This window comes from Streptomyces sp. Ru72 (assembly GCF_002920635.1).
Lineage (GTDB): Bacteria > Actinomycetota > Actinomycetes > Streptomycetales > Streptomycetaceae > Streptomyces.
This window is the reverse complement of the sequence record NZ_PQSR01000007.1, coordinates 102,793-129,223: the sequence shown is the minus strand read 5'-3', so window position 1 is coordinate 129,223 and position 26,431 is coordinate 102,793. Positions and strand designations below refer to the sequence as shown.

Sequence of the window (26,431 nt, the reverse complement as noted above, 5' to 3'; positions counted from 1 at the left end):
CGGACGGCTCATATCCAGTCGTGCGGTTCCGGCTCGTCGTCCGGCTCAGGCCAGTCATCCGGCTCCGGTTCGTCGCTCGTCGCCGCGGCCTGCGGCGCGTTCGGGGCCTCCCCCAGCGAGGCGAGCACGCCGAGCACGCCCTCCCCGTAGGTGGCCAGCTTCTTCTCGCCGATTCCGCTGATACCGCCGAGCTCGGCCACCGAGGCGGGCCAGACGGTGGCGATCTCCCGCAGCGTGGCGTCGTGGAAGATGACGTACGCCGGGACGCCCTGCTCCCTGGCCTGTTCGGCACGCCAGGCGCGCAGCGCCTCGAACGCGGGGGCCAGGTGAGAGGGCAGCTCGGCTGCGGCCGCCTTCGGCTTGCGGTCGGACCGGGCGGACGGCGACGACGCTCGGGGAGCCGCCGTCGGCTTCTTCGGCTCCTTGCGCAGCGGCACCTCGCGCTCCCGCCGCAGCACCGGACCGCTGGCCTCGGTCAGCACCAGCGTCCCGTACTCGCCCTCGACCGCGAGCAGCCCCTGCGCCAGCAACTGCCGGATGACACCGCGCCATTCGCCCTCGGTCAGCTCCTCGCCGATGCCGAAGACGGACAGCTGGTCGTGGTCGAACTGGATGACCTTGGCCGTGCGCCGCCCCAGCAGGATGTCGATGATCTGTACCGCGCCGAACTTCTGCCGCCGCTCCCGGTGCAGCCGCCACACCGTGGACAGCACCTTCTGAGCCGCGATCGTCCCGTCCCAGGTCTCCGGCGGCTCCAGACAGGTGTCGCAGTTGCGGCACCCGCTCGGCTCCGGGTCCTGGCCGAAGTAGGCGAGCAGCTGGCCACGGCGGCACTGCGCGGTCTCGCACAGCGCCAGCATCGCGTCCAGGTGCGCCTGGGCCCGGCGGCGGAACGCCTCGTCGCCCTCCCCGGACTGGATGAGCTTGCGCTGCTGTATGACGTCGTTCAGCCCGTACGCCATCCAGGCCGTGGAGGGCAGTCCGTCGCGGCCCGCACGGCCCGTCTCCTGGTAGTAGCCCTCGACCGACTTCGGCAGGTCCAGGTGCGCGACGAACCGCACGTCCGGCTTGTCGATGCCCATCCCGAAGGCGATCGTCGCGACCACCACCAGGCCCTCCTCGCGCAGGAACCGGGACTGGTGCGCCGCGCGAGTGCCCGCGTCCAGGCCCGCGTGGTACGGCACCGCCTCGACGCCGTTGCGGGTCAGGAACTCCGCCGTCTTCTCCACCGAGTTCCGCGAGAGGCAGTAGACGATGCCCGCGTCGCCCGCGTGCTCCTCGCGCAGGAACGCCAGCAACTGCTTCTTGGGGTCGGCCTTCGGCACGATCCGGTACTGGATGTTGGGCCGGTCGAAGCTGGCCACGAAATGGCGGGCCCCCGGCATGTTCAGCCGCTGGGTGATCTCCTGGTGCGTCGCCCGGGTGGCCGTCGCCGTGAGCGCGATCCGCGGGACGTCCGGCCACCGCTCGCCGAGCAGCGACAGCGCCAGATAGTCGGGGCGGAAGTCGTGGCCCCACTGGGAGACGCAGTGCGCCTCGTCGATGGCGAAGACCGAGATCTTGCCGCGGGAGAGCAGGTCGAGGGTGGACTCCAGACGCAGCCGCTCCGGCGCCAGGTAGAGGAGGTCCAGCTCGCCGGCCAGGAACTGCGCCTCCATCACACGCCGCTCGTCGAAGTCCTGCGTGGAGTTGACGAACCCGGCGCGCACACCGAGCGCCCGCAGAGCGTCGACCTGGTCCTGCATGAGGGCGATGAGCGGGGAGACCACGACTCCGGTACCGGGTCTGACCAGGGCCGGAATCTGGTAGCACAGCGACTTGCCGCCGCCGGTCGGCATGAGCACGACCGCGTCGCCGCCGGCCACCACGTGCTCGACGACCGCTTCCTGCTCACCGCGAAAGGCGTCGTATCCGAAGACCCGGTGCAGCGTGGCCAGCGCCTCGCTCCCGCCGTCCAGTGCCGGCGCGCCCACCTCGGTCATCACAGCCGTCCCGTCCATCGCCCGTCCCCCGTCGGTCGTCCTTCGACCACTGCGTCCACGATAGGGGCCACGGCCGACAGTCCCGGAGTTATCCACAGGGCCCTGTCCAGCCTCGGTCAAGGACACGACCATCGTTCACACGTGCGTGGGAGACCTGCCCGTTTCCGGTCGATAGTCTGAAGGGACCGGCGAGACTCCGTCCCATGGGAGCACTCATGAGCGTCGCACCGAAGGCGTCCACGCCCACCTGGCCGATCCCGCCGGAGGGCGGCTGGACCGCCGACGACCTGGACCGGCTTCCGAATCTGCCCCCGCACACGGAACTGATCGACGGGAGCCTGGTCTTCGTGAGTCCGCAGACCATCTTTCACGAGCGTGCCATCGACTTCTTCAAGTGGCAGCTCCAGTCGCTGGCGCCTGCGGACCTCGAGGTGTTCCGCGAGTTCACCATCGATCTCGACAACCAGAACCGGCCCGAACCCGACGTGGTGGTGGTGCACGGAGACGTGGTGGAGGACCCGGAGCAGACTCGCTTCCCGGCAGAGGCCGTCGTCCTGGCCATCGAGGTCGTCTCGGAGGACTCCGTCTCCCGGGACCGCGAGACCAAGCCCCTGAAGTACGCCCGGGCCAAGATCCCCCACTACTGGCGCGTCGAGAACGAGAAGGGCCGCGCGGCCGTGCACGCCTTCGAGCTGGAGCCGACCACGGGCACGTACACCAGCGTGGGGATCTTCCGGGAGCGGATGAAGATGGATGTTCCGTTCCCCGTGGACCTGGACCTCACCCAGATCAGGACGCGTCACACCGACAAGCAGTAGACCCGAGCAGCACACGGCCCGGCACCCCCCGAGCGGGTGCCGGGCCGTCGCGCAACCGGCGCGGGCGCCTCAGCGGACGAACACCCCCGCCTGGCTCGCCAGGTCCAGGAAGTACTGCGGTGCCACGCCCAGCGCCACGGTGACCGCCACGCCGAGCCCGATCGCCGTCGTCGTCAGCGGGGACGGGACCGCCACCGTCGGGCCCTCCGGGCGAGGTTCGCTGAAGAACATCAGGACGATCACCCGGATGTAGAAGAACGCCGCCACGGCGGACGAGATCACACCGATCACGACCAGCGGGATCGCCCCGCCTTCCGCCGCCGCCTTGAACACCGCGAACTTCCCGGCGAAGCCCGAGGTCAGCGGGATGCCCGCGAAGGCCAGCAGGAACACCGCGAAGACGGCCGCCACCAGCGGGGACCTGCGGCCGAGCCCGGCCCACTTGGACAGGTGCGTCGCCTCGCCGCCCGCGTCGCGGACGAGGGTGACGACCGCGAAGGCACCGATCGTCACGAACGAGTACGCGGCCAGGTAGAAGAGGACAGAGGACACGCCGCTCCGCGTGGTCGCGATCACACCCGCGAGGATGAACCCGGCGTGCGCGATCGACGAATACGCCAGCATCCGCTTGATGTCGGTCTGCGTGATCGCAACGATCGCGCCGCCCAGCATGGTGACGATCGCGATCGCCCACATCACCGGCCGCCAGTCCCAGCGCATGCCCGGCAGCACCACGTACAGCAGCCGCAGCAGCGCGCCGAACGCCGCCACCTTGGTCGCCGCCGCCATGAAACCGGTCACGGGTGTCGGCGCGCCCTGGTACACGTCCGGTGTCCACATGTGGAACGGCACCGCGGCCACCTTGAACAGCAGGCCCATCACGATCATCGCGGCGCCGACGAGCAGCAGCGCGTCGTTGCCCATGGTGTTGGCGAGCGCCGGGTCGACGTTCGTGACCGTGCCGTCGACGACCTGCGAGATCCTCGCGTACGACACCGAGCCCGCGTAGCCGTACAGCAGGGCGATGCCGAACAGGGTGAAGGCGGAGGCGAAGGCGCCGAGCAGGAAGTACTTGACCGCGGCCTCCTGCGACATGAGCCGCTTGCGCCGGGCGAGCGCGCACAGCAGGTACAGCGGCAGCGAGAAGACCTCCAGGGCGACGAAGAGGGTCAGCAGGTCGTTCGCCGAGGGGAAGACCAGCATCCCGCCGACCGCGAACAGCAGCAGCGGGAACGCCTCCGTCGTCGTGAAACCCGCCTTGACGGCGGCCTTCTCGCTCTCGCTGCCCGGCACGGACGCGGCCTGCGCGGCGAACGAGTCGACCCGGTTGCCGTGCGCCTCCGGGTCGAGGCGGCGCTCGGCGAAGGTGAACACGCCCAGCAGGCCCGCGAGAAGGATGGTGCCCTGCAGGAACAGGGACGGTCCGTCGACCGCGAGCGCGCCCATCGCCGCGATATGGGCCTTGGTGGTGCCGTATCCGTCGGCGGCTAGCGCCACCACCGCGGCGAACGCGGCGGCGAGTGCGACAACGGACACGAACACCTGTGCGTAATAACGGGACTTGCGCGGCAGGAACGCCTCGATCAGCACCCCGACGAGTGCCGCACCGATGACGATCAGGGTCGGTGACAACTGCCCGTATTCGATCTTCGGCGCCTGGATCTTCGCGATCGGGTCGGCCGCGGTTGTCCACAGGCTGTGGACGGCTGTTGCGCTCACTTGGCCGCCTCCACTGCGGGCTTGGGATCGGTCTGGTGTACGTCGGACATGGTGTGCTGGACCGCCGGGTTGACCAGGTCGGTGACCGGCTTCGGATAGACACCCAGGAAGATCAGCAACGCGATCAGCGGGACGACCACCACGAGCTCGCGGACCCGCAGGTCCGGCATCGTCGCGACCTCCGCCTTCACCGGGCCCGTCATCGTCCGCTGGTACAGGACGAGGGTGTAGAGCGCGGCGAGGACGATGCCGAAGGTGGCGATGATGCCGATCACCGGATGGCGCGTGAACGTGCCGACCAGCACCAGGAACTCACTCACGAACGGCGCGAGCCCCGGCAGGGACAGCGTCGCCAGGCCGCCGATCAGGAACGTGCCGGCGAGCACCGGCGCCACCTTCTGCACGCCCCCGTACCCCGCGATCAGACGCGAGCCGCGGCGCGAGATCAGGAAGCCCGCCACCAGCATCCAGGCGGCCGTCGAGATGCCGTGGTTGACCATGTACAGAGTCGCCCCGGACTGGCCCTGGCTGGTCATGGCGAAGATGCCCATGATGATGAAGCCGAAGTGCGAGATCGACGCGTAGGCCACCAGCCGCTTGATGTCCCGCTGGCCGACCGCGAGCAGCGCCCCGTACAGGATGCTGATCAGGGCCAGGACGAGGATGACCGGTGTCGCCCACTTGCTCGCCTCCGGGAACAGCTGGAGGCAGAAGCGCAGCATCGCGAACGTGCCCACCTTGTCGACGACCGCCGTGATCAGCACGGCGACGGGGGCGGTGGCCTCCCCCATGGCGTTGGGCAGCCAGGTGTGCAGCGGCCACAGCGGCGCCTTCACCGCGAAGGCGAAGAAGAAACCGAGGAACAACCAGCGTTCGGTGCTGGTCGCCATGTGCAGCGAGCCGTTCGCCCGCGCCTGCACGATCTCCGGGAGGGAGAAGTTGCCCGCCTGTACATACAGGCCGATCACCGCGGCCAGCATGATCAGGCCGCCGGCCAGGTTGTAGAGGAGGAACTTCACGGCGGCGTACGACCGTTGCGTGGACGCCGCCTTCTCGCCCTGCTCGTGGGCGCGGTCCCCGAAGCCGCCGATGAGGAAGTACATCGGGATGAGCATGGCTTCGAAGAAGATGTAGAAGACGAAGACGTCGGTGGCCTCGAACGAGATGATCACCATCGCCTCGACGGCCAGGATCAGGGCGAAGAAGCCCTGCGTCGGCCGCCAGCGCCGGCTTCCGGTCTCCAGCGGGTCGGCGTCGTGCCAGCCCGCCAGGATCACGAATGGGATCAGCAGCGCGGTCAGCGCGATGAGCGCCACCGCGATGCCGTCCACGCCCAACTCGTACCGCACCCCGAAGTCCTTGATCCAGGGGTGGGACTCGGTGAACTGGTACCGGGCGCCGCCCGGTTCGAAGCGGAACGCGATCACCGCGGCGAGCGCGAGCGTGGCGAGCGAGACGACCAGCGCCAGCCACTTGGCGGCGGTGCGCTGCGCGGCGGGGACCGCGGCCGTGGCGATCGCCCCCACGGCCGGGAGCACCGCCGTCGCTGTCAGCAGGGGAAAGGACATCGCTATCAGACCGCCCTCATCAGCAGGGTCAGGGCGACGAGCACCGCCGCACCGCCGAACATCGAGACGGCGTACGACCGTGCGTAGCCGTTCTGCAGGCGGCGGAGCCGGCCGGACAGGCCGCCGACCGAGGCCGCCGTGCCGTTGACGACGCCGTCGACCAGGGTGTGGTCCACGTACACCAGGGAGCGGGTGAGGTGCTCTCCGCCGCGGACGAGGACGACGTGGTTGAAGTCGTCCTGGAGCAGGTCGCGCCGGGCGGCCCGGGTGAGCAGGGAGCCGCGCGGGGCGACGGCCGGGACGGGCTTACGGCCGTACTGCGCCCAGGCGATGGCCACGCCGACGACCAGGCACACCATGGTCGCTCCGGTGACCGTCAGGGCGCTGACCGGCGAGTGGCCCTCGCTGTGCCCGGTGACCGGCTCCAGCCAGTGCAGGAAGCGGTCGCCGATGCTGAAGAACGCGCCGCCGAAGACCGATCCGACCGCGAGCACGATCATGGGGATCGTCATGACGCCCGGCGACTCGTGCGGATGCGGCTCGGCGTGCTCGCCGCGCTCCTCGGCCGCCGGTTCCACACTGGGCTCGGCCGGGGAGGGGGTCGGCTGGTGGCGCCAGCGCTCCTCGCCGAAGAACGTCATCAGCATCACCCGCGTCATGTAGAACGCCGTGATGGCCGCGCCCAGCAGGGCCGCGCCGCCGAGGATCCAGCCCTCGGCGCCGCCCTTCGCGAAGGCCGCCTCGATGATCTTGTCCTTGGAGAAGAAGCCGGACAGGCCCGGGAAACCGATGATCGCCAGGTAGCCGAGGCCGAAGGTGACGAAGGTGACCGGCATGTACTTCCTGAGGCCGCCGTACCGGCGCATGTCGACCTCGTCGTTCATGCCGTGCATGACCGAGCCGGCGCCGAGGAACAGCCCGGCCTTGAAGAAGCCGTGCGTCACCAGGTGCATGATCGCGAAGACGTAGCCGATGGGGCCGAGGCCCGCGGCCAGCACCATGTAGCCGATCTGCGACATCGTCGAGCCGGCCAGCGCCTTCTTGATGTCGTCCTTCGCGCAACCGACGATCGCACCGAACAGGAGCGTGACCGCACCGACCACGGTGACGGCCAGCTGGGCGTCCGGCGCCGCGTTGAAGATCGCTCCGGAGCGGACGATCAGGTACACGCCCGCGGTCACCATGGTGGCGGCGTGGATGAGGGCCGAGACCGGGGTCGGGCCCTCCATCGCGTCACCGAGCCAGGACTGCAGCGGCACCTGGGCCGACTTGCCGCACGCGGCGAGCAGCAGCATCAGGCCGATGGCCGTGAGCTTGCCTTCGGAGGTGTTCCCGACGTGGCCGAGGACCGGGCCGAAGGCGAAGGTCCCGAACGTCGTGAACATCAGCATGATGGCGATCGACAGGCCCATGTCGCCGACGCGGTTGACGAGGAACGCCTTCTTCGCCGCCGTCGCCGCGCTCGGCTTGTGCTGCCAGAAGCCGATCAGCAGGTACGAGGCGAGACCGACGCCCTCCCAGCCGACGTACAGCAGCAGGTAGTTGTCGGCGAGCACCAGCAGCAGCATCGCCGCGAGGAACAGGTTCAGATAGCCGAAGAAGCGGCGCCGGCGCTCGTCGTGCTCCATGTACCCGACCGAGTACAGGTGGATGAGCGAGCCGACTCCGGTGATCAGCAGGACGAACGTCATCGAGAGCTGGTCGAGCCGGAAGGTGACGTCGGCCTGGAAACCGGCCACGGGGACCCAGCTGAACAGGTGCTGGGTGACGGTCCGGTGGTCGGCGGCCTTCCCCAGCATGTCGGTGAGGAGGACGGCACCGAACACGAAGGAGACGGCGGCGAGCACCGTGCCGAGCCAGTGGCCCACCGCGTCCAGCCTTCTGCCGCCGCACAGCAGCACGGCCGCTCCGAGCAGGGGCGCCGCGATCAGCAGCGCAATCAGGTTCTCCACGATTCTCCCGACCCCTTACAGCTTCATCAGGCTGGCGTCGTCGACCGAGGCCGAATGGCGGGTACGGAACAGCGACACGATGATCGCGAGCCCGACGACGACCTCCGCGGCGGCGACGACCATCGTGAAGAAGGCGATGATCTGGCCGTCGAGATTGCCGTGCATCCGGGAGAAGGTGACGAACGCGAGGTTGCACGCGTTGAGCATCAGCTCGATGCACATGAACACCACGATCGCGTTGCGCCGGATCAGTACGCCGGTGGCGCCGATCGTGAACAACAGGGCCGCGAGATACAGGTAGTTGACCGGGTTCACTTCGACGCCTCCTCGGTCCTCTTGAGCGACGGCCGCTTCTCCTCGGTGCGCTCGAGGCGCTCGGCGGCGCGCTGTTCCAGGGCCTTGAGATCGCTGATCGCCTCCTCGGAGACGTCACGGATCTGCCCGCGGGCGCGCAGCGTCTTGTTGACGGTCAGCTCGGACGGGGTGCCGTCCGGCAGGAGGCCCGCGATGTCCACCGCGTTGTGCCGGGCGTAGACGCCGGGGGCCGGCAGCGGCGGAACGTGCTTGCCCTCCCGTACGCGCTGCTCGGAGAGTTCGCGCTGGGTGCGGGCGCGCTCGGTGCGCTCGCGGTGGGTGAGCACCATGGCGCCGACGGCGGCCGTGATCAGCAGGGCACCGGTGATTTCGAAGGCGAACACGTACTTGGTGAAGATGAGGGCCGCCAGACCCTCCACATTGCCGCCCGCGTTCGCCTTGCCGGTGCCGGCGAAGTCCTTCAGGGACGCGTTGGCGATGCCCGCGAACAGCAGGATGCCGAAGCCGAGCCCGCACAGGAGGGCCAGCCAGCGCTGCCCCTTGATGGTCTCCTTCAGGGAGTCCGCCGCGGTGACGCCGACGAGCATCACCACGAACAGGAACAGCATCATGATCGCGCCGGTGTAGACGACGATCTGCACGATCCCCAGGAAATAGGCGCCGTTGGCGAGGTAGAACACCGCCAGGACGATCATGGTGCCCGCGAGGCACAGCGCGCTGTGCACGGCCTTCTTCATGAAGACGGTGCCGAGGGCGCCGAGCACCGCGACGGTGCCGAGGACCCAGAACTGGAAGGCCTCTCCGGTGGAGGTGGAGTAGGCCGCGAGATCAGTCATCCGCCGATCACCTTCTTCGACGCCGGCTCGCCCTCGCCGAAGGTGGAGACGGCCTCCTGCGGTACCTCGCCCTTCGAGACGGCGACCTGGCGCACCGTGCCGGGCGCGGCCTCCGTCACCAGGCCCCGGTAGTAGTCCTGCTCGTCCATTCCCGGGTAGATGGCGTGGGGCGTGTCGACCATGCCCTCTTCGAGGCCGGCGAGCAGTTGCTCCTTGGTGTAGATGAGGTTGGCGCGGCTGGAGTCGGCCAGCTCGAACTCGTTGGTCATCGTCAGCGCGCGCGTGGGGCACGCCTCGATGCACAGGCCGCACAGGATGCAGCGGGCGTAGTTGATCTGGTAGACCCGCCCGTACCGCTCGCCCGGGGAGTAGCGCTCCTCGTCCGTGTTGTCCGCACCCTCGACGTAGATCGCGTCGGCGGGACACGCCCAGGCGCACAGTTCACAGCCGACGCACTTCTCCAGGCCGTCCGGATGGCGGTTGAGCTGGTGCCGGCCGTGGAACCGCGGAGCCGTGGTCTTCTTCTGCTCCGGGTACTGCTCGGTGAGCCGCTTCTTGAACATGGCCTTGAAGGTCACGCCGAAGCCGGCCACCGGGTTCTGGAGACCCGGCTTGGTGTCCTTGGGCTCGTCAGCCATCGGACGCCTCCTTTCCATCCGAAGATCCGTCACTCACAGTGTCGGGACCACCACTGACAATGAGCTCCCGCTCCCGGCGCGAGCGGCGCCTCGGCACCGGCGGCAGCGTCTGCCCCGGCAGCGGCGGCACGGGGAATCCCCCGGCCATCGGGTCGAAGGCGGCGGGTTCCTCGGCGGGCTGCTCGGCCTCCTTGGCCTTCGCGCGGAACATGTCGATGACGAACGACACCAGGAGCAGTGCGAGGACTCCGCCCGCGACGTACAGCGCGATGTCGGCGAAACCGTAGTTCTCGTTGCGAAGCGCCCTCACGGTCGCGACGAGCATCAGCCAGACCACGGAGACCGGGATGAGGACCTTCCAGCCGAGCTTCATCAGCTGGTCGTAGCGGACGCGCGGGAGCGTGCCGCGCAGCCAGATGAAGAAGAACAGCAGCAGCTGCACCTTGATGACGAACCAGAGCAACGGCCACCAGCCGTGGTTCGCGCCCTCCCAGAACGTGCTGATCGGCCACGGGGCGCGCCAGCCGCCCAGGAAGAGGGTGGTGGACACGGCCGAGACCGTCACCATGTTGACGTACTCGGCGAGCATGAACATCGCGAACTTGATCGACGAGTACTCGGTGTTGAAGCCGCCCACCAGGTCGCCCTCGGACTCCGGCATGTCGAAGGGGGCGCGGTTGGTCTCGCCGACCATCGTGACGATGTAGATGATGAAGGACACCGGCAGCAGCAGGATGTACCAGCGGTCGTGCTGCGCCTCGACGATCCTCGACGTCGACATCGACCCCGAGTAGAGGAACACGGAGGCGAAGGCGGCGCCCATGGCGATCTCGTACGAGATCATCTGCGCGCAGGAGCGCAGGCCGCCCAGGAGCGGGTAGGTGGAGCCGGAGCTCCAGCCCGCCAGCACGATGCCGTAGATGCCGACCGACGCGACCGCGAGGATGTAGAGCATCGCGATCGGCAGGTCGGTGAGCTGCATCGTGGTGCGATGGCCGAAGATCGAGATCTCGTTTCCGGCGGGCCCGAAGGGGATCACCGCGATCGCCATGAAGGCCGGGATGGCCGCGACGATCGGCGCGAGGATGTAGACCACCTTGTCCGCGCGCTTGACGATGAGGTCTTCCTTCAGCATCAGCTTCACGCCGTCGGCGAGCGACTGGAGCATGCCCCAGGGGCCGTGCCGGTTGGGGCCGATGCGCAGCTGCATCCAGGCGACGACCTTGCGCTCCCAGACGATCGAGAAGAGCACGGTCACCATCAGGAAGGCGAAGCAGAACACCGCCTTGACGACGACCAGCCACCAGGGGTCGCGGCCGAACATGGAGAGGTCTTCAGCGGCGAGGTACGGGCTCATGCCTCCACCTCCTTGGGGGCTTCGGCGGCGGGCGTCGCCGGGCCGATGCGGACGAGGGTGCCGGGCTGCGCCCCGGTGTCGGAGGGGACGCCGCCGCCCGTGGAGTTCATCGGGAGCCAGACCACGCGGTCGGGCATCTCGGTGATCTGCAGCGGCAGTTCGACGGTTCCGGACGGCCCGCGTACGGCCAGCAGGTCACCGTTCTTGACGCCGGCCTCGGCGGCGGTGGCGGCGGACACACGCGCGCGTGCCGCGTGCCGCGTGCCGGCCAGCGCCTCGTCGCCGTCCTGGAGGCGGCCCTGGTCGAGCAGCAGCCGGTGGCCTGCGAGCACGGCCTCCCCGGCGGCCGGGCGGGGCAGCTGTCCGCCGATCTCCAGGGGGTTGGCGGCCCGCGGACCGTCCCAGGCGCCGAGGCGGTCCAGCTCCACGCGGATCGTGCGCAGATCGGGCAGCCCCAGGTGCACGTCCATCGCGTCGGCGAGCATCTGCAGGACGCGCGCGTCGGTCGGCATCAGCGGGCGGGTCATCTGGTCGGGCTTGAGGGAGGCCTCGAAGAGGCGGGCCCTGCCCTCCCAGTTGAGGAACGTGCCGGCCTTCTCGGCGACCGCCGCGACCGGCAGCACCACGTCCGCGCGTTCGGTGACCTCGCTGGGCCGCAGTTCCAGGGAGACCAGGAAGTCCACCTCGGACAGTGCCTCACGCGCGCGTGCCGGGTCGGGCAGGTCGGCGACCTCGACGCCGGCGACGACCAGGGCACGCAGTTCGCCGGTGGCCGCGGCCTCGACGATCTGGCCCGTGTCCCGGCCGTAGCGGTGCGGGAGGTCGGCAAGGCCCCAGGCGGCGGCGACCTCCTCCCGCGCGCGCGGGTCGGTGGCCGGACGCCCGCCCGGCAGCAGCGAGGGCAGCGCGCCCGCCTCGACCGCGCCGCGCTCCCCGGCCCGGCGCGGGATCCACACCAGCCGGGCGCCGGTGGCGGCCGCGGTGCGGACGGCGGCGGTGAGACCGCCGGCCACGGCGGCGAGGCGTTCACCGACGACGATCACGGCGCCCTCGGTGCGCAGCGCCTCCGCGGCACGTACGCCGTCCTCCTCCAGTCCGACCCGTCCGGCCAGCGCGTCCAGCCACTCGGTCTCGGTCCCGTGCGCGGCCGGCAGCAGGGTCCCCCCGGCCTTCTCCAGGCCCCGGGTGGCGTGCGTGGCGAGGGCGAACACCTGCTGACCGTGCTTGCGCCACGCCTTGCGCAGCCGCAGGAAGACGCCGGGCGCCTCCTCCTCGGACTCGAACCCGACGAGCAGGACGGCGGGCGCCTTCTCCAGGGAGGTGTACGTGACGCCCGTACCGTCGAGGTCGCGGCCGCGTCCGGCGATCCGGGCGGCCAGGAAGTCGGCCTCCTCGCCGCTGAGCACACGCGCACGGAAGTCGATGTCGTTCGTGTCGAGCGCCACGCGCGCGAACTTGCTGTACGCGTAGGCGTCCTCCAAGGTGAGCCGGCCGCCGGTGAGCACTCCGGCCCGGCCCCGCGCGGCGAGCAGCCCCCGGGCGGCGACGTCGAGCGCCTCGGGCCAGGACGCGGGCTCCAGCTCACCGCTCTCGCGCCGCACCAGCGGCACATCGAGCCGGTCCTTCATCTGCGCGTACCGGAACGCGAACCGCCCCTTGTCGCAGATCCACTCCTCGTTGACCTCGGGGTCGTAGGCGGCCAGCCGCCGCATGACCTTGCCGCGCCGGTGGTCGGTGCGGGTCGCGCAGCCCCCGGAGCAGTGCTCGCATACGGAGGGGGACGAGACCAGGTCGAAGGGGCGGGAGCGGAAGCGGTACGCCGCCGAGGTCAACGCGCCGACCGGGCAGATCTGGATGGTGTTCCCGGAGAAGTACGACTCGAAGGGGTCGCCCTCTCCGGTGCCGACCTGCTGCAGTGCGCCCCGCTCCAGCAGCTCGATCATCGGGTCGCCCGCGATCTGGTTGGAGAACCGGGTGCAGCGGGCGCACAGCACGCACCGCTCGCGGTCGAGCAGCACCTGCGTGGAGATCGGGACCGGCTTCTCGTACGTCCGCTTCCTGCCGTCGAAGCGGGACTCGGCGTTGCCGTGCGACATCGCCTGGTTCTGCAGCGGGCACTCGCCGCCCTTGTCGCAGACGGGGCAGTCCAGCGGGTGGTTGATGAGCAGGAGCTCCATCACACCCTTCTGGGCCTTCTCGGCGACGGGCGAGGTGAGGTGCGTCTTCACGACCATCCCGTCCGTGCACGTGATGGTGCAGGACGCCATGGGCTTGCGCTGGCCCTCGACCTCGACGATGCACTGGCGGCAGGCGCCGGCCGGGTCGAGCAGGGGGTGGTCGCAGAAGCGGGGGATCTCGATGCCGAGCTGCTCGGCGGCGCGGATGACCAGGGTGCCCTTGGGCACGCTGATCTCGACGCCGTCGATCGTCAGCGTGACGAGGTCCTCCGGCGGGACCGCCGCCTCTCCCCCGCCTGAGGGAGCGCTGGTGGTCACAGTCATGCGTTCACCTCCGCGGGCTTGTCCGCCCAGGCCGTGGACTTGGCCGGGTCGAAGGGGCAGCCCCGGCCCGTGATGTGGTCCTCGTACTCCTCGCGGAAGTACTTGAGGGAGGAGAAGATCGGCGAGGCGGCGCCGTCGCCGAGGGCGCAGAAGGACTTGCCGTTGATGTTGTCGGCGATGTCGGCGAGCTTGTCGAGGTCGGACATGACGCCCTTGCCCGCCTCGATGTCCCGCAGCAGCTGCACGAGCCAGTAGGTGCCCTCCCGGCAGGGCGTGCACTTGCCGCAGGACTCGTGGGCGTAGAACTCCGTCCAGCGGGTCACGGCCCGCACCACGCAGGTCGTCTCGTCGAAGCACTGCAGGGCCTTGGTGCCGAGCATGGACCCGGCGGCGCCCACGTTCTCGTAGTCCAGCGCGACGTCGAGGTGCTCCTCGGTGAACATCGGTGTGGACGAGCCGCCCGGCGTCCAGAACTTCAGCCGGTGGCCGGGCCGCATACCGCCGCTCATGTCGAGGAGCTGGCGCAACGTGATGCCGAGCGGGGCCTCGTACTGGCCGGGGTTGGCCACATGGCCGCTGAGCGAGTACAGCGTGAAGCCCGGCGACTTGTCGCTGCCCATCGACCGGAACCATTCCTTGCCCCGGTTCAGGATCGCGGGAACCGACGCGATCGACTCGACGTTGTTCACGACAGTCGGGCACGCGTAGAGGCCCGCGACCGCGGGGAAGGGGGGACGGAGCCGCGGTTGACCACGGCGGCCTTCGAGCGAGTCGAGCAGTGCGGTCTCCTCACCGCAGATGTACGCGCCCGCGCCCGCGTGCACGGTGACATCGAGATCGAGCCCGCTGCCCAGGATGTTCTCGCCGAGGTAGCCCGCCGCGTAGGCCTCGCGCACGGCCGAGTGCAACCGCCGCAGCACGGGGACGACTTCACCACGCAGATAGATGAAGGCGTGCGAGGACCTGATGGCGTAGCACGCGATGACGATGCCCTCGATGAGGCTGTGCGGGTTCGCGAAGAGGAGCGGGATGTCCTTGCAGGTTCCGGGCTCCGATTCGTCGGCGTTGACAACCAGATAGTGAGGCTTGCCGTCACCCTGGGGAATGAACTGCCACTTCATTCCCGTGGGGAACCCCGCGCCGCCGCGCCCGCGCAGTCCGGAGTCCTTGACGTACGCGATCACTTCGTCCGGCGACATGGCGAGCGCCTTGCGGAGCCCCTCGTAGCCGTCGTGCCTGCGGTAGACGTCAAGCGTCCAGGACCTCTCCTCGTCCCAGAAGGCCGACAGCACGGGCACGAGCAGCTTCTCGGGGCTGGTTTCGTTGAGCTCGGGTGCCAAGGTCATCACTGCCCTCCCTCGTCGGCTACGGGCCCGGCCGGGTGGGCCGGGTCGGAGGCCGATGTGTCCTGCGGCGCGTCGTGCGAGCTGAGGTGCTCGGCCGGCGACGGCTGGTGCACGGCCGTGTCCCCGGCCTCGTCGTGCGGCCCGCCGTCCCGTGGGTGCACCACGCGCGCGGCGGGGGACTCGCCCTTGGCCAGCCGCAGCCCGACCAGGGAGGCCGGACCCGCGCTGCCGGTGGCCTCGACGGCCCCGTCCCGTTCGTCGGGGAAGCCGGCCAGCATCCGGGCGGTCTCCTTGAAGGTGCACAGGGGGGCGCCGCGGGTGGGAGCGACCTGCCGTCCCGCGCGCAGGTCGTCGACGAGGCGCCTGGCCGTCTCGGGGGTCTGGTTGTCGAAGAACTCCCAGTTGACCATCACGACCGGCGCGAAGTCGCAGGCCGCGTTGCACTCGATGTGCTCCAGAGTGACCTTGCCGTCGTCGGTGGTCTCGCCGTTGCCGACGCCCAGGTGCTCCTGGAGGGCCTCGAAGATGGCGTCGCCGCCCATGACGGCGCACAGGGTGTTGGTGCAGACACCCACCTGGTAGTCACCGGAGGGCCGCCGCCGGTACATGGTGTAGAAGGTGGCGACCGCGCTGACCTCGGCTGTGGTCAGGCCCAGCACCTCGGCGCAGAACCGCATCCCGGTACGCGTGACATGGCCCTCCTCCGACTGCACCAGGTGCAGCAGCGGCAGGAGGGCGGACCGGGAGTCCGGATAGCGGGCGATGATCTCGTGCGCGTCCCGCTCCAGCCGGGCCCGCACGTCGTCCGGGTAGTCGGGCGCGGGCAGTTCGGGCATGCCCAGGCTGACGCCCCGCTGAGAAGAAGAGGTGGTCACCGGTCGACGCCTCCCATCACGGGGTCGATGGACGCGACGGCGACGATGACGTCGGCGACCTGGCCGCCCTCGCACATCGCCGCCATGGCCTGCAGGTTGGTGAAGGACGGGTCGCGGAAGTGGACCCGGTAGGGGCGGGTGCCGCCGTCGGACACGACGTGCACGCCGAGCTCGCCCTTGGGCGACTCGACCGCCGCGTACGCCTGTCCCGGCGGGACGCGGAAGCCCTCGGTCACCAGCTTGAAGTGATGGATGAGGGCCTCCATCGAGGTGCCCATGATCTTCTTGATGTGGTCCAGGGAGTTGCCGAGCCCGTCCGGTCCCAGGGCGAGCTGGGCGGGCCAGGCGATCTTCTTGTCGGCGACCATGACCGGGCCGGGCTGCAGCCGGTCCAGGCACTGCTCGATGATCCTGACCGACTGGCGCATCTCCTCCAGGCGGACGAGGAAGCGTCCGTAGGCGTCGCAGGTGTCGGCGGTCGGGACGTCGAAGTCGTACGTCTCGTAGCCGCAGTAGGGCTGTGCCTTGCGCAGGTCGTGCGGCAGGCCGGCCGAGCGCAGGATCGGGCCGGTTGCGCCCAGGGCCATGCAGCCGGCCAGGTCCAGGTAGCCGATGTCCTGCATACGGGCCTTGAAGATGGGGTTCCCAGTGGCGAGCTTGTCGTACTCCGGGAAGTTCTTCTTCATCTTCTTCACGAACTCGCGGATCTGGTCCACGGCGCCCGGCGGCAGGTCCTGGGCGAGTCCGCCGGGGCGGACGTAGGCGTGGTTCATCCGCAGGCCGGTGATCAGCTCGTAGATGTCGAGGATCATCTCCCGGTCGCGGAAGCCGTAGATCATGATCGTGGTGGCGCCGAGCTCCATGCCGCCGGTGGCGATGCACACCAGGTGGGAGGAGAGCCTGTTCAGCTCCATCAGGAGCACCCGGATGACCGAGGCGCGGTCGGGAACCTGGTCCTCGATGCCGAGGAGCTTCTCCACAGCGAGGCAGTACGCCGTCTCGTTGAAGAACGGCGTCAGGTAGTCCATGCGCGTCACGAACGTGGTGCCCTGCGTCCACGTGCGGTACTCGAGGTTCTTCTCGATGCCGGTGTGCAGGTAGCCGATACCGCAACGGGCCTCGGTGACCGTCTCGCCCTCGATCTCCAGGATGAGCCTCAGCACGCCGTGCGTGGACGGGTGCTGCGGGCCCATGTTGACGATCAGGCGCTCGTCGTCGGCGCGGGACACGGACTCGACGACCTCGTCCCAGTCACCGCCGGTGACCGTGTAGACGGTGCCCTCGGTGGTCTCGCGCGCGGAGGCTGACGACGGGGTGTGCGTGCTCATGAGTACGACCTCCGCTGGTCCGGAGCCGGGATCTGGGCGCCCTTGTACTCGACGGGGATGCCGCCGAGGGGGTAGTCCTTGCGCTGCGGATGGCCCTGCCAGTCGTCCGGCATCATGATCCGCGTCAGCGCCGGGTGGCCGTCGAAGACCAGGCCGAAGAAGTCGTACGTCTCGCGCTCGTGCCAGTCGTTCGTGGGATAGACGGAGACGAGCGACGGGATGTGCGGGTCGGCGTCGGGGGCGCTGACCTCCAGGCGGATCAGCCGGTTGTGGGTGATCGAGCGCAGGTGGTAGACGGCGTGCAGCTCGCGCCCCTTGTCGCCGGGGTAGTGCACTCCGCTCACACCCGTGCACAGCTCGAAGCGGAGCGCCGGGTCGTCGCGCAGGGTCTGGGCGACGGCGAGAAGGTACTCGCGTTCGATGTGGAACGTCAGCTCGCCGCGGTCGACGACGGTCTTCTCGATGGCGTTCTCGGGGACGAGGCCCTGCTCCTCCAGGGCGCCCTCCAGTTCGTCGGCGACCTCGTCGAACCAGCCACCGTAGGGGCGGGTGGCCGCGCCCGGGAGGCGGATGGAGCGGACCAGGCCGCCGTAGCCGGAGGTGTCGCCGCCGTTGTCGGCCCCGAACATGCCGCGCTGGACGCGGATCTCCTCGCCGCCCTCGCCCCGCCGGCCGGGGAGGTTGGCGGCGCCGAGGTCCTTCTCGGGGTTGACCCCGTTCGCGGAGCCGTTCGCCGCGTGGGTGCCGTTCGCGTCGGTCATCGCAGCAGCCCCTTCATCTCGATCGTCGGCAGGGCCTTGAGCGCCGCTTCCTCCGCCTCACGGGCCGCCTCCTCGGCGTTCACGCCGAGCTTGGAGGACTGGATCTTCTGGTGCAGCTTGAGGATCGCGTCCATCAGCATCTCGGGCCGTGGCGGGCAGCCGGGCAGATAGATGTCGACGGGGACGATGTGGTCGACGCCCTGGACGATCGCGTAGTTGTTGAACATGCCGCCCGAGGAGGCGCACACGCCCATCGAGATCACCCACTTGGGGTTCGGCATCTGGTCGTAGACCTGCCTGAGGACCGGCGCCATCTTCTGACTGACCCGGCCCGCGACGATCATCAGGTCCGCCTGGCGGGGCGAGCCGCGGAAGACCTCCATGCCGAAGCGCGCCAGGTCGTAGCGGCCGGCGCCGGTGGTCATCATCTCGATGGCGCAGCAGGCGAGGCCGAAGGTGGCCGGGAAGACCGACGCCTTGCGCACCCATCCCGCGGCCTGCTCGACGGTGGTCAGAAGGAAACCGCTCGGCAGCTTTTCTTCGAGTCCCATGACGTAAGGCCCCTCAGTCCCATTCCAGGCCGCCGCGCCGCCATACGTACGCGTACGCGACGAAGACGGTGAGCACGAAGAGCAGCATCTCCACGAGCCCGAAGATCCCCAGGGCGTCGAAGGTGACGGCCCAGGGGTAGAGGAAGACGATCTCGATGTCGAAGACGATGAAGAGCATCGCCGTCAGGTAGTACTTGATCGGGAAGCGCCCGCCGCCGGCCGGCGTGGGGGTCGGCTCGATACCGCACTCGTAGGCCTCGAGCTTGGCGCGGTTGTACCGCTTCGGACCGATCAGCGTGGCCATGACCACGGAGAAGATCGCAAAGCCTGCCCCGAGGGCTCCCAGTACGAGGATGGGCGCATACGCGTTCACCGCTCCTCGCTCCTCTCAGTCGGCACTGACTGCTGGCGGTTGCGCTGAGCTCACATCCGTCCCACATGTCCCGAAAGCCCCGCTCGCCCCAGCGAAGATCGCGGACATGTGAAGCAGGTCACAAGCCCAACTGCCGTGCATCTTATGCCCGCGGGTGTGTGATCTGCGACACGGGGGTCAGCACGTACTTTGTGATCTCCACCACCAGGCGAACGATCATGAAGTCGGATGAGCGGTGATCTACGTACGCGAAGCAGTCGAGTGATCACCAAGAGGTGACATTTTCGCTCGTTTCCGCTGGTCGCGGCGGTCTTGCATTATCAAAGGGCAAGCGTTCAAAGCAAATTGGCGCTGGACCAGATCCCTTGCTAAAGGAGCTCGTTCACACATCAGAGGGAGGAGCGGGGACGAATGTGGACGTGTGCACGCGTTCACGAGCAGAGGGGCGGCTTCGCGCACAGAGGTGCATGCATTCACAAGCGGCAGGGCAGGCGCACGGACCGAGGGCACCGCTGCACGCGCGAGACGCCCCCGCGACAGTGACCGTTCCGTGACCTGCGCCACATCCATGGGAGCGTTCAATAAAGCGGGCTTGGCCATCCGCCCCAACCAGTGGTAGGTCGGGAGCAATTCGGGACGTAACGACGAAAGCCCATGATCACAGGCTTGATCACCACTGTCCGCTTTGCCCGTTACGGCGTCAATAAAGAATGACACGCCCGGGATTCAGGCCGCCGATTGAACAACTGTGGCGGACCACACGTTTCTTGAAGGTATGGAGGAGTCCCTGGTACCGCTTGTCCCCATGTCCCACACCGCTCACATACGCAGCCACCGGAAGCCCCGCAACCGCAGCGCGTCGACCATCGCGATGCGGGCCGGAGTTGCCGGTGGTGTCCTCAGCACCCTGGCCGTGGCCGGAGCCTCGGCGGCATCGGCCGACGCCGCAGAGCCGGTGACCCAGACGCTCGAGCTGCCGACCCTCACGGCCGACGTGGCCACGCAGGTCGCACAGTCCGCGGCGGCCACCCAGCAGGCCGCGGCCAACTACCAGCTGCAGGTCGAGCGCGACGCGGCCGCCGCGAACGCCGCGAAGCAGGCGAAGGCGGACCTCGCGGAGGCCAAGAAGAAGGAGGCCGAGGCCAAGCGGAAGGCCGAGGCGGAGCGCAAGCAGGCGGAGGCCGCCTCGCGCAGCGCCGAGCGGACCGTCCTCGCCGCCGCGACCAGCACCTCGACGGGCTCCTCCACGGCCACCGGTTCGGCCGCGGCGGTCGTCGCCTTCGTCAAGGCGCAGATCGGCAAGGCGTACGTCTCCGGCGCCACCGGTCCGTCGGCGTACGACTGCTCCGGCCTGGTGCAGACGGCCTTCAAGCAGGTCGGCATCAACCTTCCGCGGGTCTCCCAGGACCAGTCGACGTCCGGAACCCAGGTCTCGCTGAGCAACCTGCAGCCCGGGGACATCCTGTACTGGGGCGGCGCGGGCAGCGCCTACCATGTCGCGGTGTACGTGGGCGACGGCATGTTCGTCGGCGCGCAGAACCCCTCCAGCGGCGTCGGAGAGCACCCGCTGTCCTACGACCCGCCGTCCGGCGCGGTCCGCGTGCTCTGACCGAGCTGTCGTAAGCGGTACGGGGATTGCAGGGCCGTCGCCCGTTCGAGGCGGCGGCCCTCCCGGCTCGTCACCGGTCGGCTCCGCTCACCCCACGTCGAACGTGTTCGGCAGGCCGAGCCGGTGACGCACCTCGTCGACCCGCTTGAGGGGCTCCAGCTCCGGCGGGCGGTACAGCTCCCAGATCCGGCACCGCTCGGCGTCCGCGCCGTCCGCGTCCAGCAGTGCGTTGACGGCCCTACGCGCCGACTCGTTGGCACCCTCCATCGTCGCCAGGTCCACATCCGTCCGGACGTAGTCGCCCGCGAGGAAGAAATTCGGTACCGCGGTCCTCGCCGAGGGGCGGTTGTACAGCGTGCCCGTGGGATGGATGAGGAGCGGCTCGCGGTTCTGCGGGTCGGGGCCGCCGAGACCGGTCACCGCCGGGTCCATGAACCAGCCCAGGCGGTCCTCGTCCCTCAGCGTGGTCTTCCCGGAGTCGTTGAGTCCGTCCTTCAGCTGGGCCCACAGCTCGGCGACGATCTCCTCCTTGGTGCACTCGCGGGCCGTCTTGCCGTACAGGATGCCGGGCTTGTCCCACTCCGAGATGATCGCGGACAGGCAGTCCCGGGCCTGGCCGTCGCCGTAGTCCCGTGAGAAGTCCCGTACGTCCCAGAACTGCGCCTGCCCGATGCCGGTCACCGACCAGGGTGAGTCCAGGCAGTTGATGTGCCCGTGGACGACGGGCGTGGGCGTGCGCAGATAGAACTGCACCCCGGTCATCCAGTCCGTCTTGAGCGCGTCGCACCGGGCGAGCTGCGGGTCGGCGGCGCGCAGGGCCGCGCCCCAGGTGCGGCGGGCGTGCTCGACGGGCATCGCGGAGACGTAGTGGTCGGCGGTGACCGTGCGCTCGTCGCCGCCGTCGCGCGCGGCGACCCTCACACCGGTGACGCGCCCGCCCGCGTAACCCACCTCACGGACCTCGGTGCCCAGCACGAACTCGACGCCGAGGGAGCGCAGGTGTGCCGCCCAGGGGTCGATCCAGGCCTCGCTGGTCGGGGCGTTGAGGACGCGGTCGATGTCGGCGTCGCCGTCCAGGCCGCGCCCGAGCAGGCCCCACAGGATGAGGGCCTCGATGATGACGCGGCCGACCGTGCGCGTGGAGGCCACCTCCGCGCGCGTGGCGACGAGGTTGCGGGTCTGGCCGATGCCGAGGACGGTCTGGTACTCCGCGCTCATCTCCTCGGCCCGGATGAACTCCCACCAGGACGTCTTCTCCCACTGGTCCTCGCGGCGGGCGTCGCAGCTGGTGAGGTGGACCAGGAGGCGGTCGGCGAAGTAGGCGGCCTCGTGGGCGGGGAGGTGGGTGCCCAGGTCCAGTACGGACAGGATCTGGTCGCGGAGCCAGGACGGGGTGATGTCGCCGGGGGCCGGCGGGGTCGTGACCCGGCGCAGGGGGAAGTGCAGGTCGGGGCGGCCGGAACTGCGGGCGAACAACTCCTCGGTGCCGTTGCGCAGGTTGTCGTGCACGCCGTTCGCATTGCCGGGGAAGGGGATGCGGCGCATGGTGTCCGGCAGATTCCGGTAGAAACCGGGGAAGAACCGGAAGCCGTGCTCGCCGGGCAGCGCTCTGCGGCCACCGCTCCCCGTATTTGGCACGTCCATGGAGCGGGCCTTGCCGCCGAGGACGTCGTAGTACTCGTAGACGGTGACGGCATAGCCGCGCTCGGCGAGTTCCTGGGCGGCGCTGAGCCCCGAGACACCGCCGCCGAGAACGGCGACGTGCTTGCGGGCGGCGGCGCGGGCGCTGCCGCCCGGCCGTAAGGCGAGTGCGCCCGCCACTCCCCCGGCGCCCGCGAGGAACGTTCTGCGGGTGGGACCGGTGTTCTGCTGTGGCTGCTGCGCGTTTTCTTTTGTCATGAGTCCCGGAGAGTAGGGAGGGACTCCGGCAGGCCGGAAGCCCGATTTCCCGCCGCCACAGCATCCTCACAACAAAGGAGACACAGCGATGCCGAGCGATCTCGTCCAGGGCAGGCTCGTCGGCTCGTGTCCGCCGCTCGCGCCCGAGGCCCGGCGCGGGAACAGGCCCTAGTCGTCGCCGGCGTCCTCGTCGAACTCGTCCTCGTCGAACTCGTCATCGAGGTAGTCGTCTGCGAGGGCGTCGACCAGGTGCTCGTCGACCGGCTCACCCAGCTCGTCCTTGTCGATGAGCGTGCGGCACAGGATGTTCAGCGGGTACAGGCCCCGCTCGGGGCCGTCCTCCAGGAAGCTGACACACGGAGTGTCGACAGTGCCCGGCGGTGCGTCCGGACCGAACAGAGGCGGCATCGCAGCCGTGTCGGCCGCGTCGACATCGCGCTCGAACTTCCACACCATGCCCTTGGTGCGGCAGATCACTTCCCCGAGGTACCAGACGGCGCCCTGAACGAACGGGTCGAGCCGCTGGGCACGGAGCTCCGCATCCGACTGGAACGTCTCGCGGAGAAGGTTTTCGAGTTCGTTCAGGGAGTCGGGGCTGAAGTCGAGCCGGTCGGCGCCGGCCTGCTGCGCCCACTGGTCGAAGGCCTGCCGGCGCCCGTGCAGCCACGCGAGAAGCTCCGGGTGCCGCGTCGGGTCCGTGCCGTGATCCGCGGAGGTGGTCATGGGTGGCCACGGTAGCGAACACGCCGACGCGCGGCCGCTGCTGCCACCGCCGCGGTGCTCCTCGCCGCCGGCTTCGTCCTGTTCCGTGTGAAGCGCCGCCGCCCCGAGCGGCACTGACCGGCACGCCCGGCGTCACGGAGTGACCGCGGCCCCCTTTCCACGTCCCGGCGGGAGGTGGAAAGGGGGCCGCTTCGCGATCACGAACGTGGAGCCACCTTGCTCAGCCCGTTGATGATCCGGTCCATGGCGTCGCCGCCCGTCGGGTCGGTGAGGTTGGCGAGCATCTTCAGGGTGAACTTCATGAGCACGGGGTGCGTGAGGCCGCGCTGGGTCGCGATCTTCATCACCTTCGGGTTGCCGATCAGCTTCACGAAGGCGCGGCCCAGCGTGTAGTAGCCGCCGTAGGTGTCCTTCAGGATCTTCGGGTAGTTCTGCAGGGCGAGTTCGCGCTGGCCGGGGGTCGCGCGGGCCAGGGCCTGGACGATGACGTCGGCCGCGATGTGGCCGGACTCCATGGCGTAGGCGATGCCCTCGCCGTTGAAGGGGTTCACCAGGCCGCCCGCGTCGCCGACGAGCAACAGGCCCTTGGTGTAGTGCGGCTGGCGGTTGAAGGCCATGGGGAGGGCGGCACCGCGGATCGGGCCGGTCATGTTCTCGGGGGTGTAGCCCCAGTCCTGGGGCATCGAGGCACACCAGGCCTTGAGCACCTCGCGCCAGTCCAGCTCCTTGAAGGACTCCGAGGTGTTCAGCACGCCCAGGCCGACGTTGCTCGTCCCGTCGCCCATGCCGAAGATCCAGCCGTAGCCGGGCAGCAGCCGCTCCTGGCCGCCGCGCCGGTCCCACAGCTCCAGCCAGGACTCCAGGTAGTCGTCGTCGTGGCGCGGGGACGTGAAGTACGTACGGACCGCGACGCCCATGGGGCGGTCCTCGCGGCGGTGCAGGCCCATCCCCAGCGACAGCCGCGAGGAGTTGCCGTCCGCCGCGACCACGAGCGGCGCGTGGAAGGTGACCTCGCGCTTCTCGTCGCCCAGCTTGGCGTGCACGCCGGTGATACGGCCGGTGCGGTCGTCGACGATCGGGGCGCCCACATTGCAGCGCTCGTACAGCCGCGCACCCGCCTTCTGCGCCTGCCGGGCCAGCTGCTCGTCGAAGTCGTCGCGCTTGCGGACCAGTCCGTAGTCCGGGTAGGAGGCGAGATCCGGCCAGTCGAGCTGGAGCCGCACCCCGCCTCCGATGATGCGCAGCCCCTTGTTGCGCAGCCAGCCGGCCTCTTCGGAGATGTCGATGCCCATCGCGACGAGCTGCTTGGTCGCGCGCGGCGTCAGGCCGTCACCGCACACCTTCTCGCGCGGGAACGCGGTCTTCTCCAGCAGCAGGACGTCCAGGCCCGCCTTCGCGAGGTAGTACGCGGTGGTGGAACCGGCTGGCCCGGCCCCGACGACGATCACATCGGCGGTGTGTTCGGTAAGGGGCTGGGGCTCGGTCACGGCGGGTTCTCCCCAAGGCTCGACGACGACAACACCAGCGCCTGCCGCGGGCAGCGAGAAGGCCACGGGCAAACCGCGGCCGAAACAGCGTGCTGACGGGCACTGGACATGGGCAGTCTATTCAGCGTCACCGACCTCCCGGCTGAAGGGCTGCCCCCATGAACCGAGCTCTCCCCGACGTACGGCTGCGCGTCCCCACCGACGAGGACGCCTTCGCCTGGCACCGGGTGTTCGCCGACCCCGAGGTCATGGAGTTCCACGGCGGCAAGGCCGCCGAGCTGTCCGTCTACGAGGAGCTCACCGCGCGCCAGCGCCGGCACGACGCCGAGTACGGCTTCTGTCTGTGGAGCGTGCTCGACGAGTCAGGGGAGGTCATCGGCTTCACGGGCGCTCAGCCGTGGCCGCGCGAGTGGGGTCCCAGGGGCGAGATCGAGATCGGCTGGCGGCTCGCGCGGGCGCACTGGGGAAAGGGGTATGTGACGGCGGCCGCCGGGATGACCCTGGAGCGCGTGCGGGCGGCGGGTGTGCGCAGCGTGGTGGCCATGGTGGACGCCCGCAACGCGCGGTCCATCGCGGTCACGCAGCGGCTGGGGATGCGCCTCGCGGAGACCTACGTGACGCCGACGTCGCAGCGGAAGGGCCACTGCTACCGCCTCGATCTGTGACCGTGGGTGATCGACTGTCACAGAAAGACACCTGGCGCTTCCGGGTGGTACCCCCGGCCGGTTACCCTTCCAGTACCGCTGGGGGTGACATCTGTGCCTATACCACCCGAAACACCCGAAGTGCGCGTGCCGCGGCTGATCGGTCTGATGGCGATGGACGCGCGCGAGGCCGCCAAGCAGCAGGGCGTCCTGCTCGCCGCGCCCGACCGGCCCGACTTCCACGACACCGTCGTCGACTACGTCGTACGGCAGTACCCGCAGCCCGGCGCCGAGGTGCCGCGCGGCGCCGTCGTCACCGTCTGGTTCGACCTCGGCGAGGGCGAGGGCGGCGGAGGAGCGGGCGTGCGCGAACCGCGCGTGCCGCCACCGCCCAGGGGCGGAATGCAGCGCGAGCTGGACGAGCCGGGCGACCCGTACGCGGTCAGTCCTGCTTGAAGCCCCGGTGCAGGGCCACGATCCCGCCGGTGAGGTTCCGCCATGCCACCTTGGACCAGCCCGCCTCGCGCAGCCGCTCGGCGAGGGCCGGCTGGTCGGGCCAGGCACGGATGGACTCGGCGAGGTAGACGTACGCGTCGGGGTTGGACGACACCGCGCGGGCCACCGGCGGCAGCGCGCGCATCAGGTACTCGGTGTAGACCGTGCGGAACGGCGCCCACGTGGGATGCGAGAACTCGCAGATCACGACCCGTCCGCCGGGCTTGGTCACCCGGTACAGCTCGCGCAGCGCGGCGTCCGTGTCGTGCACGTTGCGCAGCCCGAAGGAGATGGTGACGGCGTCGAAGGTGTCGTCCTTGAACGGCAGCCTCGTCGCGTCGCCGGCGGTGAGCGGCATCCAGGGGTGCCGCTTCTTTCCGACCTGGAGCATCCCGAGCGAGAAGTCGCACGGGACGACGTACGCACCGGTCCGCGTGAAGGGGAGCGACGAGGTCGCGGTGCCCGCCGCGAGGTCCAGGACCTTCTGCGCGGGGCGCGCGTCGACCGCCTTCGCGACCTCCTTGCGCCACAGCCGTGCCTGCCCGAGCGACAGCACGTCGTTCGTCAGGTCGTACCGTTCCGCCACGTCGTCGAACATGGAGGCGACTTCGTGCGGCTGCTTGTCCAGGGATGCGCGGGTCACGGGACCATTGT

General features: G+C 69.6%; 23 protein-coding genes. 4 read left to right on the top strand and 19 right to left on the bottom strand.

The window, feature by feature from the left end:
- Positions 1–8: 8 nt before the first annotated feature.
- The gene (recQ, locus tag C3488_RS05690) at positions 9–2,000 is read right to left on the bottom strand and encodes a DNA helicase RecQ (protein WP_103838187.1); all 1,992 of its coding nucleotides are present in this window, start codon (positions 1,998–2,000) and stop codon (positions 9–11) included.
- Between the two features lie 197 nt (positions 2,001–2,197).
- On the opposite strand from recQ, the gene C3488_RS05685 reads away from it, so the two are divergent.
- Entirely contained in the window at positions 2,198–2,800 is a 603-nt protein-coding gene (locus C3488_RS05685; protein ID WP_103838186.1) for a Uma2 family endonuclease, read from the top strand.
- Between the two features lie 69 nt (positions 2,801–2,869).
- Here C3488_RS05685 and nuoN read toward each other — a convergent pair whose 3' ends face one another.
- Genes nuoN through C3488_RS05615 form a run of 14 tightly spaced genes read right to left on the bottom strand, consistent with a single transcriptional unit; the run spans position 2,870 to position 18,920 of the window.
- Positions 2,870–4,519: an NADH-quinone oxidoreductase subunit NuoN gene (nuoN, locus tag C3488_RS05680; protein WP_103838185.1), complete on the bottom strand. Its 1,650-nt coding sequence runs from the start codon at positions 4,517–4,519 to the stop codon at positions 2,870–2,872.
- Positions 4,516–6,087: an NADH-quinone oxidoreductase subunit M gene (locus tag C3488_RS05675; protein ID WP_103838184.1), complete on the bottom strand. Its 1,572-nt coding sequence runs from the start codon at positions 6,085–6,087 to the stop codon at positions 4,516–4,518. Before C3488_RS05675 ends, nuoN begins: the two co-directional genes overlap by 4 nt.
- A gap of 5 nt (positions 6,088–6,092) precedes the next feature.
- Positions 6,093–8,039 carry an NADH-quinone oxidoreductase subunit L gene (nuoL, locus tag C3488_RS05670; protein ID WP_103838183.1) on the bottom strand — a complete coding sequence of 649 codons (1,947 nt, stop codon included), beginning with the start codon at positions 8,037–8,039 and terminating at the stop codon, positions 6,093–6,095.
- A 15-nt stretch (positions 8,040–8,054) separates the two neighbouring features.
- Positions 8,055–8,354, bottom strand: a complete 300-nt coding sequence (nuoK, locus tag C3488_RS05665) for an NADH-quinone oxidoreductase subunit NuoK (RefSeq protein ID WP_023547474.1) — start codon at positions 8,352–8,354, stop codon at positions 8,055–8,057.
- Positions 8,351–9,190 carry an NADH-quinone oxidoreductase subunit J gene (locus C3488_RS05660; protein WP_103838182.1) on the bottom strand — a complete coding sequence of 280 codons (840 nt, stop codon included), beginning with the start codon at positions 9,188–9,190 and terminating at the stop codon, positions 8,351–8,353. Before C3488_RS05660 ends, nuoK begins: the two co-directional genes overlap by 4 nt.
- Complete coding sequence (nuoI, locus tag C3488_RS05655; protein WP_103838181.1) at positions 9,187–9,828, bottom strand: NADH-quinone oxidoreductase subunit NuoI; 642 nt, start codon at positions 9,826–9,828, stop codon at positions 9,187–9,189. The genes C3488_RS05660 and nuoI overlap by 4 nt, the downstream gene beginning before the upstream one ends.
- Positions 9,821–11,185: an NADH-quinone oxidoreductase subunit NuoH gene (nuoH, locus tag C3488_RS05650; protein WP_103838180.1), complete on the bottom strand. Its 1,365-nt coding sequence runs from the start codon at positions 11,183–11,185 to the stop codon at positions 9,821–9,823. The genes nuoI and nuoH overlap by 8 nt, the downstream gene beginning before the upstream one ends.
- Positions 11,182–13,686 (bottom strand): NADH-quinone oxidoreductase subunit G, encoded by a 2,505-nt coding sequence (locus C3488_RS05645; RefSeq protein ID WP_103838179.1) that lies wholly within the window; start codon positions 13,684–13,686, stop codon positions 11,182–11,184. The genes nuoH and C3488_RS05645 overlap by 4 nt, the downstream gene beginning before the upstream one ends.
- Positions 13,683–15,032 (bottom strand): NADH-quinone oxidoreductase subunit NuoF, encoded by a 1,350-nt coding sequence (gene nuoF / locus C3488_RS05640; protein WP_103838178.1) that lies wholly within the window; start codon positions 15,030–15,032, stop codon positions 13,683–13,685. The genes C3488_RS05645 and nuoF overlap by 4 nt, the downstream gene beginning before the upstream one ends.
- Positions 15,032–15,907: an NADH-quinone oxidoreductase subunit NuoE gene (nuoE, locus tag C3488_RS05635; RefSeq protein WP_103838177.1), complete on the bottom strand. Its 876-nt coding sequence runs from the start codon at positions 15,905–15,907 to the stop codon at positions 15,032–15,034. The genes nuoF and nuoE overlap by 1 nt, the downstream gene beginning before the upstream one ends.
- Positions 15,904–17,235, bottom strand: coding sequence for an NADH-quinone oxidoreductase subunit D (locus C3488_RS05630; RefSeq protein ID WP_103838176.1), 1,332 nt, complete (start codon positions 17,233–17,235; stop codon positions 15,904–15,906). The genes nuoE and C3488_RS05630 overlap by 4 nt, the downstream gene beginning before the upstream one ends.
- Positions 17,232–17,996, bottom strand: a complete 765-nt coding sequence (locus C3488_RS05625; RefSeq protein WP_103838175.1) for an NADH-quinone oxidoreductase subunit C — start codon at positions 17,994–17,996, stop codon at positions 17,232–17,234. Before C3488_RS05625 ends, C3488_RS05630 begins: the two co-directional genes overlap by 4 nt.
- Positions 17,993–18,547, bottom strand: coding sequence for an NADH-quinone oxidoreductase subunit B family protein (locus C3488_RS05620; protein WP_007383964.1), 555 nt, complete (start codon positions 18,545–18,547; stop codon positions 17,993–17,995). Before C3488_RS05620 ends, C3488_RS05625 begins: the two co-directional genes overlap by 4 nt.
- 13 nt (positions 18,548–18,560) lie before the next feature.
- On the bottom strand, positions 18,561–18,920 hold the full coding sequence (locus C3488_RS05615; protein ID WP_003992243.1) for an NADH-quinone oxidoreductase subunit A: 360 nt from the start codon (positions 18,918–18,920) through the stop codon (positions 18,561–18,563).
- 805 nt (positions 18,921–19,725) lie between these two features.
- On the opposite strand from C3488_RS05615, the gene C3488_RS05610 reads away from it, so the two are divergent.
- Complete coding sequence (locus tag C3488_RS05610; protein ID WP_103838214.1) at positions 19,726–20,529, top strand: C40 family peptidase; 804 nt, start codon at positions 19,726–19,728, stop codon at positions 20,527–20,529.
- An 87-nt stretch (positions 20,530–20,616) separates the two neighbouring features.
- On the opposite strand, the gene C3488_RS05605 is transcribed toward C3488_RS05610, so the two are convergent.
- From C3488_RS05605 to C3488_RS05595, 3 genes are all read right to left on the bottom strand, one after another.
- On the bottom strand, positions 20,617–22,428 hold the full coding sequence (locus C3488_RS05605; protein ID WP_103838174.1) for an FAD-dependent oxidoreductase: 1,812 nt from the start codon (positions 22,426–22,428) through the stop codon (positions 20,617–20,619).
- A 168-nt stretch (positions 22,429–22,596) separates the two neighbouring features.
- Positions 22,597–23,151, bottom strand: coding sequence for a hypothetical protein (locus C3488_RS05600; protein ID WP_103838173.1), 555 nt, complete (start codon positions 23,149–23,151; stop codon positions 22,597–22,599).
- A gap of 197 nt (positions 23,152–23,348) precedes the next feature.
- Positions 23,349–24,638 carry a geranylgeranyl reductase family protein gene (locus tag C3488_RS05595; RefSeq protein WP_103838172.1) on the bottom strand — a complete coding sequence of 430 codons (1,290 nt, stop codon included), beginning with the start codon at positions 24,636–24,638 and terminating at the stop codon, positions 23,349–23,351.
- Between the two features lie 158 nt (positions 24,639–24,796).
- Here C3488_RS05595 and C3488_RS05590 point away from each other — a divergent pair, with 158 nt between their 5' ends.
- Positions 24,797–25,303 (top strand): GNAT family N-acetyltransferase, encoded by a 507-nt coding sequence (locus C3488_RS05590; protein WP_103838171.1) that lies wholly within the window; start codon positions 24,797–24,799, stop codon positions 25,301–25,303.
- 93 nt (positions 25,304–25,396) lie between these two features.
- Positions 25,397–25,738 carry a PASTA domain-containing protein gene (locus C3488_RS05585; protein WP_258053297.1) on the top strand — a complete coding sequence of 114 codons (342 nt, stop codon included), beginning with the start codon at positions 25,397–25,399 and terminating at the stop codon, positions 25,736–25,738.
- Here the strand turns inward: C3488_RS05585 and C3488_RS05580 are convergent.
- Positions 25,725–26,420: a demethylmenaquinone methyltransferase gene (locus C3488_RS05580; RefSeq protein ID WP_103838169.1), complete on the bottom strand. Its 696-nt coding sequence runs from the start codon at positions 26,418–26,420 to the stop codon at positions 25,725–25,727. The genes C3488_RS05585 and C3488_RS05580 overlap by 14 nt on opposite strands.
- Positions 26,421–26,431 lie beyond the last annotated feature (11 nt).

What these genes read in the sequence shown, in the direction of transcription:
- recQ (WP_103838187.1), bottom strand. Translation starts at nt 2,000, where the DNA reads ATGGACGGGACGGCTGTGATGACCGAGGTGGGCGCGCCGGCACTGGAC.
- C3488_RS05685 (WP_103838186.1), top strand. Translation starts at nt 2,198, where the DNA reads ATGAGCGTCGCACCGAAGGCGTCCACGCCCACCTGGCCGATCCCGCCG.
- C3488_RS05675 (WP_103838184.1), bottom strand. Translation starts at nt 6,087, where the DNA reads ATGTCCTTTCCCCTGCTGACAGCGACGGCGGTGCTCCCGGCCGTGGGG.
- C3488_RS05660 (WP_103838182.1), bottom strand. Translation starts at nt 9,190, where the DNA reads ATGACTGATCTCGCGGCCTACTCCACCTCCACCGGAGAGGCCTTCCAG.
- nuoI (WP_103838181.1), bottom strand. Translation starts at nt 9,828, where the DNA reads ATGGCTGACGAGCCCAAGGACACCAAGCCGGGTCTCCAGAACCCGGTG.
- nuoH (WP_103838180.1), bottom strand. Translation starts at nt 11,185, where the DNA reads ATGAGCCCGTACCTCGCCGCTGAAGACCTCTCCATGTTCGGCCGCGAC.
- C3488_RS05645 (WP_103838179.1), bottom strand. Translation starts at nt 13,686, where the DNA reads ATGACTGTGACCACCAGCGCTCCCTCAGGCGGGGGAGAGGCGGCGGTC.
- nuoF (WP_103838178.1), bottom strand. Translation starts at nt 15,032, where the DNA reads ATGACCTTGGCACCCGAGCTCAACGAAACCAGCCCCGAGAAGCTGCTC.
- C3488_RS05630 (WP_103838176.1), bottom strand. Translation starts at nt 17,235, where the DNA reads ATGAGCACGCACACCCCGTCGTCAGCCTCCGCGCGCGAGACCACCGAG.
- C3488_RS05625 (WP_103838175.1), bottom strand. Translation starts at nt 17,996, where the DNA reads ATGACCGACGCGAACGGCACCCACGCGGCGAACGGCTCCGCGAACGGG.
- C3488_RS05620 (WP_007383964.1), bottom strand. Translation starts at nt 18,547, where the DNA reads ATGGGACTCGAAGAAAAGCTGCCGAGCGGTTTCCTTCTGACCACCGTC.
- C3488_RS05610 (WP_103838214.1), top strand. Translation starts at nt 19,726, where the DNA reads ATGTCCCACACCGCTCACATACGCAGCCACCGGAAGCCCCGCAACCGC.
- C3488_RS05605 (WP_103838174.1), bottom strand. Translation starts at nt 22,428, where the DNA reads ATGACAAAAGAAAACGCGCAGCAGCCACAGCAGAACACCGGTCCCACC.
- C3488_RS05600 (WP_103838173.1), bottom strand. Translation starts at nt 23,151, where the DNA reads ATGACCACCTCCGCGGATCACGGCACGGACCCGACGCGGCACCCGGAG.
- C3488_RS05590 (WP_103838171.1), top strand. Translation starts at nt 24,797, where the DNA reads ATGAACCGAGCTCTCCCCGACGTACGGCTGCGCGTCCCCACCGACGAG.